The 9,846-nt window shown below is 53.2% G+C and carries 12 protein-coding genes; 6 read left to right on the plus strand and 6 right to left on the minus strand.

What is annotated here, in order from left to right; genetic code table 11:
- Nucleotides 1-56: 56 nt before the first annotated feature.
- The 5 genes from Q8Q07_08590 to gatC all read right to left on the minus strand — a co-directional run bounded on the left by Q8Q07_08590 (nt 57) and on the right by gatC (nt 3,266).
- The gene (locus Q8Q07_08590; GenBank protein MDP3880341.1) at nt 57-716 is read right to left on the minus strand and encodes a hypothetical protein; all 660 of its coding nucleotides are present in this window, start codon (nt 714-716) and stop codon (nt 57-59) included.
- A gap of 124 nt (nt 717-840) precedes the next feature.
- Entirely contained in the window at nt 841-1,017 is a 177-nt protein-coding gene (locus Q8Q07_08595; protein ID MDP3880342.1) for a type II toxin-antitoxin system RelE/ParE family toxin, read from the minus strand.
- Between the two features lie 94 nt (nt 1,018-1,111).
- Nucleotides 1,112-1,345, minus strand: coding sequence for a hypothetical protein (locus Q8Q07_08600; protein ID MDP3880343.1), 234 nt, complete (start codon nt 1,343-1,345; stop codon nt 1,112-1,114).
- Between the two features lie 65 nt (nt 1,346-1,410).
- The gene (gene gatA / locus Q8Q07_08605; protein MDP3880344.1) at nt 1,411-2,880 is read right to left on the minus strand and encodes an Asp-tRNA(Asn)/Glu-tRNA(Gln) amidotransferase subunit GatA; all 1,470 of its coding nucleotides are present in this window, start codon (nt 2,878-2,880) and stop codon (nt 1,411-1,413) included.
- A gap of 98 nt (nt 2,881-2,978) precedes the next feature.
- Nucleotides 2,979-3,266, minus strand: a complete 288-nt coding sequence (gene gatC / locus Q8Q07_08610) for an Asp-tRNA(Asn)/Glu-tRNA(Gln) amidotransferase subunit GatC (protein MDP3880345.1) — start codon at nt 3,264-3,266, stop codon at nt 2,979-2,981.
- 102 nt (nt 3,267-3,368) lie between these two features.
- On the opposite strand from gatC, the gene Q8Q07_08615 reads away from it, so the two are divergent.
- Nucleotides 3,369-3,779 carry an NfeD family protein gene (locus Q8Q07_08615; GenBank protein ID MDP3880346.1) on the plus strand — a complete coding sequence of 137 codons (411 nt, stop codon included), beginning with the start codon at nt 3,369-3,371 and terminating at the stop codon, nt 3,777-3,779.
- A gap of 10 nt (nt 3,780-3,789) precedes the next feature.
- On the opposite strand, the gene Q8Q07_08620 is transcribed toward Q8Q07_08615, so the two are convergent.
- Nucleotides 3,790-4,980 carry a hypothetical protein gene (locus Q8Q07_08620; protein MDP3880347.1) on the minus strand — a complete coding sequence of 397 codons (1,191 nt, stop codon included), beginning with the start codon at nt 4,978-4,980 and terminating at the stop codon, nt 3,790-3,792.
- A 152-nt stretch (nt 4,981-5,132) separates the two neighbouring features.
- Here Q8Q07_08620 and Q8Q07_08625 point away from each other — a divergent pair, with 152 nt between their 5' ends.
- The 5 genes from Q8Q07_08625 to pyrR all read left to right on the plus strand — a co-directional run bounded on the left by Q8Q07_08625 (nt 5,133) and on the right by pyrR (nt 9,836).
- Nucleotides 5,133-5,711: a rhomboid family intramembrane serine protease gene (locus tag Q8Q07_08625; GenBank protein MDP3880348.1), complete on the plus strand. Its 579-nt coding sequence runs from the start codon at nt 5,133-5,135 to the stop codon at nt 5,709-5,711.
- Nucleotides 5,712-5,751: 40 nt separating this feature from the next.
- Nucleotides 5,752-6,279 (plus strand): hypoxanthine phosphoribosyltransferase, encoded by a 528-nt coding sequence (gene hpt, locus Q8Q07_08630; GenBank protein MDP3880349.1) that lies wholly within the window; start codon nt 5,752-5,754, stop codon nt 6,277-6,279.
- A gap of 305 nt (nt 6,280-6,584) precedes the next feature.
- On the plus strand, nt 6,585-8,285 hold the full coding sequence (ade, locus tag Q8Q07_08635) for an adenine deaminase (GenBank protein MDP3880350.1): 1,701 nt from the start codon (nt 6,585-6,587) through the stop codon (nt 8,283-8,285).
- Between the two features lie 33 nt (nt 8,286-8,318).
- The gene (locus tag Q8Q07_08640) at nt 8,319-9,041 is read left to right on the plus strand and encodes a phosphoribosyltransferase family protein (protein MDP3880351.1); all 723 of its coding nucleotides are present in this window, start codon (nt 8,319-8,321) and stop codon (nt 9,039-9,041) included.
- Nucleotides 9,042-9,245: 204 nt separating this feature from the next.
- Nucleotides 9,246-9,836 (plus strand): bifunctional pyr operon transcriptional regulator/uracil phosphoribosyltransferase PyrR, encoded by a 591-nt coding sequence (gene pyrR, locus Q8Q07_08645; GenBank protein ID MDP3880352.1) that lies wholly within the window; start codon nt 9,246-9,248, stop codon nt 9,834-9,836.
- Nucleotides 9,837-9,846 lie beyond the last annotated feature (10 nt).

A 9,846-nucleotide genomic window follows, 5' to 3' on the forward strand; every position in this document is an offset into this window, starting at 1 on the left:
AGGGGGTCAGGGAGATGGATTTTCTATAGAAAGTAAAGTCTAAACTTTAGGAGATTCTATGTCAAAGGGACCATATCACTCACGATTTCAAAACTTGTATCGTCAGGATAAACTACTTTGTATTCAAAGCGCGTACCAATAGCAGATAATACGAGATATTCCGGTCTTTGTGTAACTAAATATTTCGCTTTTCGTAACGGGTCGTTACCTCGGTCTTCTATAGTAAGATCGATACTATATTGTAATTTCTTCATTTCTTGGACTAATTTCTGTAATTGTGTACCTTTTTCCTTAACTTCGACATAAACAAATAGCTTATTATTTCGATAAACACCTACATCCATAAGGCTATCTTCGAATTTAACAGAGAGGCCATGCGTTGTAGAAGATATTCTAAAAAAGCGGATAAACTCGGCTATTTGCACAAAGTACTCCCAATTGGGAGATGGTTTAGTCGTTCTACCTTGACTAAACCAATTGTAGGGTCCTTTGGATGGTGGCATGTCTTTAAGGGTGAAAACTCGGCCTGTCGGGATAATAAGTCCATGCTTAAGTCCGTAACCTAATAGAGTTCTCAATCCTTCGGGAAGCCTCCGTTTTACATGAGAGAAGTATTCTTCGGAAGGCTCGTTAAGTTTCCATTCTTGACATGCCGTTTTTACCCATTGTCGAAATGACCTATCGAATTCATCAACCAGTTCGAAGTTGTTATCCATTATATTTTAACTTTTCTAAACATTAACTCTTAGACGTTATTTTTAACCTGGGAGTTTCCTAATTGCTCCATCTCTACATCTATCCCTTGACAATAGCGTGACTTTTCAAATCTCACTACCCACCTTAAAGTCCCCGGTAAATCTCCCGACGGTGCCCGATATACAGAACGGTGATAGTCTTCCTGTCGTCATCAATATCGTAAATTATGCGGTAGTCTCCCTGCCTGACCCGCCACCAGCCTCCGACGCTCCTTACTTTATCCACCCCTCGCGGCCTGGGATTGTTTGCCAATTCCTGCACTGCACTAAGGACTGCTCTGAAATCATCGGAAGGTAGTCCTATCTAAGCTCCTTTGTGCCCGCCGCCTGAGGTCTATCTCATACATAGCGGCATACTACTTTCCCTTTCTTGATTTCAGATACTCTTCCAGTGATATGGTGCCCTCCTCATCATTAAAGGACGCCAACCCCTCAGAGATGTCAATTTCGTCTTCCAGCTTGGCGATTATAGCCTCGGTCAGCCATTCCTTCATTGTTTTACCCCGTAAAGCCGCGAAGGCCTTGATGCGGTTGCGCAGTTCCGGCTCTATATCCAGGAAATATCTTGACCTGTTAGCTGTGTTCGGCATGATAGTCCCCCCTCTGGCTACTTATATAATATGTATAGCCTATATAGCCAGTGATGTCAAGACTGCTAAACCTCCGCCTTCATCTTACACCACCCCGTTGCCTGCTCGTAGGCGTAAGCAATCTTGAACAGGGTCTCTTCACCCAGGGGCTTGCCGATTATCTGCATGCCTATCGGCAGTCCTCCGGTGAAACCGGCGGGGATGGAGATTGCCGGTACCCCGGCGATATTGATGGGCAGGGTGCAGACATCGCTCAAGTACATTTGCAGGGGGTCGTCTGTCTTCTCCCCGGTTTTGAAGGGGACGGTGGGGGAGGTGGGGGTGATTAGAGCGTCGTATTTCTCGAAAGCGCGGTCGAACTCCTGCCGGATGATGGTACGTACCTTCTGTGCTTTCAGATAATAGGCATCGTAATATCCGGCGGAGAGGGCGTAGGTGCCGAGCATGATGCGCCGCTTCACCTCCGGGCCAAAGCCGTGCTGCCGGGTCTTCTCCATGGCTTCCCACATATTGCCTGTTTCCCGGTAGGAGTAGCCGTACTTAACGCCGTCATAGCGCGCCAGGTTAGCTGAAGCCTCCGAAGGGGCTATGATGTAATATACCGCCAGGGCATAACCGGTGTGGGGTAGCGATACTTCCCAGTCTACCTGCGCTCCCAGCTCTTCCAGTTTGCTGATGCCTGTCCGGATTGCTGTTTCCACTTCGGGCTGCATACCCTCGACGAAGTATTCTCCGGGTACGCCCAGGCGCAGTCCCTTGAGGTCGGCGCTGAGGCACCCGCTGTAGTCCGGGGTGGGGTAGGGCAGGGAGGTGGAGTCCCGATGGTCATAACCGGCGATGGCGTTCATCACCAGGGCGCAGTCGGTAACGTCCTGGGTCAGCGGCCCAATCTGGTCCAGGGAACTGGCGAAAGCCACCAGCCCGTAGCGGCTCACCAGCCCGTAGGTTGGCTTCAAACCGGTGACGCTGCAGAAACCGGCGGGCTGGCGGATGCTGCCCCCCGTGTCCGAGCCGAGGGCGTAGACGGCTTCTGCTGCCGCTACCGCCGCTGCCGAACCGCCGCTGCTGCCCCCCGGCACGCGGGACAGGTCCCAGGGGTTGCGGGTGGTGAACAGGGCGGAGTTCTCCGTGGATGATCCCATGGCAAACTCGTCCATGTTGGCTTTTCCCACCATTACCATGCCCTGCCGGTTCAATCTTTCGACCACCGTGGCATCATAGGGAGGCACGAAGTTTTCCAGCATCCTTGACGAGCAGGTAGTCCTGACGCCACGGGTACACATGTTGTCCTTGATGACGGCCGGGATTCCGGTCAATGGAGTGATTTTCCCGGCGGCGATAAGTTTATCAGCCGCTTCAGCCTGTTTCAGCGCCAGCTCATCGGTAACGGTGACCAGCGCTTTGACCTGCGGCTCTACCTGGCGGATACGCTCCAGATAGGAGCGGGTCAGTTCCACTGAGGATAGGTGCTTTTCCTTGAGCAGCCGGTGCGCTTCATGGATGGTCAAATGATAATGGGTAGCTATCTGTCTCACCTCTCATTGTTTATTGAGAAACCCAACGCGGTTCACCAATTCAGACCGGCAAAAAGCTTGCCGGCGAAGGTTTATCGTGGCTGGACGGTCAGTGCTTATCATTCCAGCACCGCCCGCACCCGGAAGAAGTCTCCCTCTTTTTGCGGGGCATTGGCCAGTATCTGGTCCTGGGGCAGGGAGGGGGCTACCTCGTCATCAGCAACTACGGTATGCAGGGCGATAGACTGGGTGGTTGGCGGAATGGCGCCGGTGTCCACCTGCCGCAATACCTCGAAATTCTCCAGGATATTGGATAGCTGCTCCCTGAGCCTGTCCACTTCATCTTCAGTCAGTCCCACCCGGGCCAGAAGGGCGATGCGCAGCACTTCTTCACGACTCAGCTTCATTTTTAGCTCCTTGTTATTTCTTGAATACAGTCAGGAATTATAGCACCCGTATCGGAGTATCGGCAAATGGGGCAATACTGCTATAATCAGGAAGAGAATGAAATGAAATCTCGATTTATCTTTTTTATTGTCAGTACCATCCTTGAAGAGGTGGCCCTGGCGGTGATTGTGCTCCTGGGCTTGCCCAGAATCGGAATTCAGTTGCCTCTGGTGGTTCTTATTGTCCTGATGGCGGTCTGGGCGGCCTATTCGCTAATCACTTACCGGGTTGGCAGCCGGGCGTTGAGCAGAAAACCGGTAATCTGTCTGCCGGATATGGTCGGTAGCAAAGGTATGGTGGTCAGCCCGTTAGCCCCGGAGGGACTGGTCAGAATCAGGGGTGAACTCTGGATAGCCCGGCCCGATAATGGTGAGGCGGTACCCGGCGATGAAATTGCCGTGGTGGAGCAGTATAGTCTCAAGCTTGTGGTGCATAAGACTCGTGCTGCCGGTGACCTGGATGACGTTGCCTAGTCAGTGCATATCACTCTGATTGGCGTGGATTGTAGACAAAAGAAACGATGAGCAGCACCACCCCGCCCGCCAGCACATAAAGACTGAAAGTCAACATCGGCGACAGAATATCGTAAAATAACTGGGTCAACCATGTCTGGAGAGTGGGTGGTATCTCGCCCAGCGGCAGCGGTTTTCCGGCGAATTGCCTGGCGATGAGAACGCCGGCAAATTGAAAGACTCCGTAAACGGCGAGGGTGGTGCCCAGGGTGCGGGTAATGTATTTAACGTCCCGGCTTATCAGGATAATCCCCAGTACCAGCAGCGCCATGAAGACAATCAGGAGTGTATAGCCGAGCAGGAAATAGCTGACATAAAGCTTGGCCTCGGCCAGTGTCTCTTCAGCCGAAGTCAGGGCTTCGGCGATGCTGGCGGGTGTTTCAGTCCCGATCAGGTTCTGGTCAAGCTCAAAGGTGGCCGGTATCCCGGCGGCGAATTCCTGATAAAACTGGTCAAAGAGCGGCTCCCACATTTCCCGGGGTATCAATGTTAGTTGCGGTGGCGGCGACTCCAGCAGGGCCGCCCATAGCTTGTCCCTGACACCTTCTTTTACCGGCTCCAGAGAGATTACAATACTGAAGCTCTGACTTTCCCCCAGCAGGTAATCGGCTAACGGGTCAGCGGCGGCAACTATCTGTTCTTTCAGCCAGGGTCTGAGCTCGGTGATGACTTTATCCAGAGATTGATTGATGTTTTCTGTCAGGAATGCCATCTCCGGCGGGATGTTTCCGGAAATCTGCTGTTTCAGGTACTCTCCGGCCAGGGATGATATATCGAGTTCCTCCGCTAAAGAAACAATAAAATCTGTGCTCAGTACGGTATTTTTTAAGGTCAGTGCCAGGTCCAGACTCTGACTTTCATCCAGCAGGTAGTCGTAGATAGTATAGATGGCGGTGTTTAGTCGCTCCTTTATCAGGGGTTCCAGTGAAGTGATGGTCTTGACCAGGGCTGCTTTCATCTCGGTGGCGGTTTCCCCGCCAGGAGCCTGTAATGTACTGAATTCCTCGCTAAGCGAGGCGATGTCGAGACTCTCCAGTTCCGCAGTGACGAAGTCGGGGTCAAGGAGAGTGTTTTTCACAACCAGGGCTGAGCCGAAGGTGGATAGAGACAGGAAGAGCAGAAAACCCAGCAGACTCAGCGCCAGACTCTTAATGAGGCTCATTAAGCTAATCCTCTTGCTGCTAATGATACCACGACCACATCGAAGCCAGTCAATAGATTACCGCTTTATCCTTGCCACAATGAGCACGGCGGGTTATTATAGAGAGAAAGTTATCCGCAGTTTTTGAACTTCTGAGAGTAAAACAGAGAATAATGAGTTTGAGGTATAGAGGTCGTCAGGGTTTCCAGTTAGGTCCCATCGGGTTCCTGATTGTGATCAACCTGATTCTGCTTATCGTTACTTCTATTAGACCCCAGTTTATCTTCGTGCTCGGCTTAAATCCGGCGAGTTTTCTGGAGAGACCCTGGACAATAATAACCAGTATGTTTGTCCACAGCGGCTTCGGGCACATCTTCGCCAATATGCTCACCCTTTACTTCTTCGGCAGTTACCTGCTCAGCCTGATTGGCGAGAGAAAATTCTTCATTATTTACTTTGGTGGGGGGATTCTGGGTGGTGTTTTGTATATACTGCTGGCACCTCCCTTCTCTATAGCAGTCGGCGCGTCGGGAGCGGTCTTTGCCGTGGGTGGAGCGTTGACCGTGTTGAGACCGAAGCTGACTGTCTTTGTCTTCCCGATACCGGTTCCCCTCCCCCTCTGGATGGTTGTCATCGGTGGTTTCCTGATAATGTCTTTCTCCCCGTTGATAGCCTGGCAGGCGCATCTTGGCGGACTGGCTTTCGGGCTGGCTGCCGGTTACCTTTTCAAAAAGAGCCGGCGTTTCTATTAGCTGGAATAGATTAGAGGAAAGGCTATAATTTCAGGTGGTGATGAATGCTCGACCCGGTCCTCGTGTTCTTTTCTCCCGGCAGGAAATAGCTGCGACCGTCGGAAAACTGGCTGTTGAACTCAGGAATGACTATCAGAATAAGAACCCTCTCTTGATTGGTGTCCTCAAGGGCTCGTTTGTCTTTATGGCTGACCTGGTCCGGCAGCTTGATTTTCCCGTTGAGGTGGATTTCATCCGGTTGTCCAGTTATGGTGGCGGTAAAGAGACTTCGGGAAAGATCAAGGTATTGCAGAGTCTGCGTTCCCGGGTTAAAGACCGAGAGGTGCTGGTGATTGAGGATATTGTCGATAGCGGACTGACCATTGCTTTCCTGCTTGATTTTCTGCGGAAGAAAAAACCGGTTTCGGTAAGGCTCTGCGCGCTGATGGACAAACCCTCCCGCCGTCAGGCTCCGGTTGCTATCGATTATCTCGGCTTCACTGTTCCCGACAAGTTCCTGGTGGGCTACGGTCTGGACTGGGATGAGAAGTTCCGTAATCTGCCCGATATCTGTGTTCTGGAGGAGTAGCTTTCTCAGTTATGGTTCAAATGGTTCGAGGGGTAGCTTGTTACTTATGATACTTACGATAGGTGAGCTCAAGAGAAGCAGAATCTTGAGAATAAGCAAGGGAGTCTAAGAGGGGTGAACCCCCTCTACCGTCCCGTCATTCCGTGCGTGACACGGAATCCAGAAGAGGAGCGGAAAGAACTGGATTCCGGCTGGAGTCTATCCCGTACCTGATACGGGGCCGGAATGACAACCAGGTAAACGGTCAAGAGGGAAGGGATAAAAGGGACAGGATTTTAATTCAACCAGGAATCGGAGGGGGGAGCTTGATTGATAATCGCTTAATCTCAGTGGCTAAGGGGGAACATCCCGCGGACCTGCTGCTGGCTAACGCACGGGTGGTCAATGTCTTTACCGGCGATGTTGAGTCGGCCAGCGTGGCTGTTTACGGGGGCAGGGTTGCCGGGGTGGGGGACTATCGCCAGGCCGGGGAAGTACTTGATTTAGAGGGCAAGTATCTTGCTCCCGGCTTTATCGACGGGCATACCCACCTGGAAAGCTCCATGCTCGATGTCGCCCAGTATGCCCGCGCCGTGGTGCCCCGGGGTACCTCTGCCGTGGTCACTGACCTCCACGAAATCGCCAACGTCTGCGGGCTGGCCGGTATGAGGTACGTGATGGACTGCGCCCGCCGTTTGCCCCTTGAGCTTTTCCTGATGGCTCCTTCCTGTGTGCCGGCCACCCACCTTGAGACCTCGGGAGCCAGCCTGGGTGTTGAAGAACTCAGGCAGGTGCTCAGATGGCGGGGCTGCATCGGCCTGGGGGAGATGATGAATTTCCCGGGGGTGCTGATGGGTGATGAAGCTGTTCTGGGTAAGATCGCCCTTGCCCGGGGTAAGATTGTTGACGGTCATGCCCCCGGTCTTGGCGGGACTAACCTCAGCGCCTACATCAGCGCCGGTATCCGTTCCGACCATGAATCGGTCTCACTGGAAGAAGCCCGCGAAAAGCTGAGCCGCGGAATGTATATCATGATTCGGGAAGGTTCATCCGAGAAGAACCTGGAGGCTCTGCTGCCCCTGGTCACGGACAAGACCTATAAAAGGTGCATGTTTGTTGTTGATGACCGCAGTTGTGTTGACCTGCTCAAGGACGGTGATATTGATGCCGTGGTGCGTAAGGCGATTGCCCTCGGGCTTGACCCGGTGCGGGCAATTCAACTGGTTACCATCAATGCCGCCGAATATTTCCGGCTGGACGGAATGGGGGCGGTGGCTCCCGGCTATCAGGCTAACCTGATAGTCATTTCCGACCTGTCAGGACTGAGGGTAGACATGGTCTTTCACCGGGGCCGCCTGGTGGCCAGGGAAGGGGAGCCGCTATTCCCGGTTGATATACTGTCTAGCGGTAGACCAACCGGTACCGTGAATCTTAGACCTTTCCCTCTGGAAGACCTGCGACTTAAAGCTTCAGGAAAGACCAGTCCCGTGATTGAGATTGTGCCGGGACAGATAATCACCCGGAAGAGAGTGGAAAAGGCGGTGGTTGTTGACGGGGCGGTAATGCCTGATGTCGGACGGGACATCCTGAAGCTGGTAGTGGTCGAAAGGCACAGAGCTACCGGTAATATTGGGCTGGGGCTGGTCACCGGTTTCGGTCTCAGGGAAGGGGCGCTGGCTTCGTCAGTGGCACATGATTCGCACAACATCGTCGCTGTCGGTACCAATGACGCCGATATTTTCACCGCCGTTCAGGAGATTGAACGGCTTCAGGGTGGCCTGGTGGTGGTTGCCGGGGGCAGGGTCTTAGCCTCCTTAGCCCTGCCGATTGCCGGGTTGCTCTCCGGCGAACCACTGGAAGTGGTGGTGGATAAGCTGAACGAGGTGGAGGCAGCGGCGGCTAGCCTGGGGACGGCGCTATCTTCCCCTTTTTCCACGCTCTCCTTTGTTGCCTTGCCGGTGATCCCCGAGCTTAGATTGACCGACCTGGGACTGGTTGATGTTGGTCAGTTCAGGCTGATTAGTTGAAAACGGATTCTGAATGGTAAAGTAGGGTATAACATGCTTTTAGGTAGAGATTCGGATAGAGAACAGTCCCTCTTCGAAAACCGGTATGATGCCGGGAGACAGCTGGCCATGAAGCTGCTTGATTATAAAGGGCAGTCCGTGGTGGTGCTGGCTATTCCTAACGGGGGAGTGCCGATAGCGCTGGAAGTGGCTCTGTCTCTTGAGGCTGAGCTTGACCTGGTTATCTCCCGTAAAATTCCTCTTCCGCTTAATCCCGAAGCCGGTTTTGGTGCGGTCGCTGATGACGGCACGGTAATTCTAAACGAAGAGGCGGTAAAAGCTATCGGCCTGACTCCGCACCAGATTAACTATCAGGTCAACCAGGTAAGAGTCGGGATTCGGCAGCGGAGCTGGCTCTACCGTAAGGACCGCCCGCCTACAGTCGTCACTAATAAAAAAGTGATAATCATTGATGATGGCCTGGCTTCCGGTTATACCATGATGGCAGCGGTGGCATCGGTACGCCGCCGTCAGCCCGAGGAGATAATTGTGGCGGTACCCGCCGCCTCGGCGGCTGCTCTGGAGAAACTGGAAAAGGTTGCTGATAGAGTGGTGACCCTGGCAGTGGGCACCAAATCCAGGTTTTTTGTGGCTGATTTCTACCGTTACTGGCATGACCTGAGCAGTGACGAGGTCATCAGCTGCCTGCGGGAATGGCGGAAGCGGCGTTTCCGGCAGGATATTAAATCCTCGCCGGACAAGCAATCAGTTGAGTAGTGTTGCGGTTTATCTCCGGTCTCCTCGTCCGCTTTCGTCATAAAATTCGTTTCGAGGTAGTGTTGCCATAACCCGGTTTAAGTGGTATAGTAGAGGACAAAGAGCCAAAGTTTTAGACCTTTAAGTTGGCCCCGAGAGGCTAGCAAGGGGAAATAAGACCGATTGCACGGAGCCTCTTGCTAGCGATAGTAAGAGGCTGTTTTTATGACAGAAAAGACCATCATGACCCCGGAAGATATCAGGCGCAGCCTGGCGCGTATCGCTCATGAGATAATCGAGCGCAACCGGACTACCGAGGGTCTGGTGCTGGTCGGTCTGCACACTCGCGGCGTGCCTCTGGCGCAACGCCTGGCGGCTAACCTGGAAGCCTTTATGGGGCTGAGGGTACCGGTCGGCAGCCTGGATATCAGTCTCCACCGGGATGATATTTCTTTCCTGGACCCCCGACCTCGCACTCCCCGTACCGATATTCCGGTTGATATTGATGACAGGTCTATCGTGCTGGTGGATGACGTACTGTATACAGGGCGCAGCATTCGCGCTGCCATGGATGCCCTTATTGACCTGGGGAGGCCCCGCTCGATTCAGGCGGTGGTGCTGATTGACCGCGGTCATCGTGAGCTGCCAATCCGGGCTGATTATGTGGGCAAGAATATTCCAAGCTCCCGGCAGGAACAGGTACGGGTCAGGTTGGCGGAGGTTGATGGTACTGATGAAGTGGTTATCGTTACAGGCCGGGACGTAACCGCTCACAAGCGGATTACAGACAGACTGGCCGGGAAGGAACTATCATGACGCTGGCGCA

The sequence above is a fragment of the Dehalococcoidales bacterium genome (genome assembly GCA_030698765.1).
Lineage (GTDB): Bacteria > Chloroflexota > Dehalococcoidia > Dehalococcoidales > UBA2162 > JAUYMF01.

Bases quoted from the DNA above. Each gene is read 5' to 3' on its own strand.
- Q8Q07_08640 (MDP3880351.1), top strand. From the start codon at position 8,319: ATGCTTTTAGGTAGAGATTCGGATAGAGAACAGTCCCTCTTCGAAAAC.
- Q8Q07_08590 (MDP3880341.1), bottom strand. From the start codon at position 716: ATGGATAACAACTTCGAACTGGTTGATGAATTCGATAGGTCATTTCGA.
- pyrR (MDP3880352.1), top strand. From the start codon at position 9,246: ATGACAGAAAAGACCATCATGACCCCGGAAGATATCAGGCGCAGCCTG.
- Q8Q07_08600 (MDP3880343.1), bottom strand. From the start codon at position 1,345: ATGCCGAACACAGCTAACAGGTCAAGATATTTCCTGGATATAGAGCCG.
- Q8Q07_08625 (MDP3880348.1), top strand. From the start codon at position 5,133: ATGAGTTTGAGGTATAGAGGTCGTCAGGGTTTCCAGTTAGGTCCCATC.
- gatC (MDP3880345.1), bottom strand. From the start codon at position 3,266: ATGAAGCTGAGTCGTGAAGAAGTGCTGCGCATCGCCCTTCTGGCCCGG.
- Q8Q07_08615 (MDP3880346.1), top strand. From the start codon at position 3,369: ATGAAATCTCGATTTATCTTTTTTATTGTCAGTACCATCCTTGAAGAG.
- Q8Q07_08620 (MDP3880347.1), bottom strand. From the start codon at position 4,980: ATGAGCCTCATTAAGAGTCTGGCGCTGAGTCTGCTGGGTTTTCTGCTC.
- hpt (MDP3880349.1), top strand. From the start codon at position 5,752: ATGAATGCTCGACCCGGTCCTCGTGTTCTTTTCTCCCGGCAGGAAATA.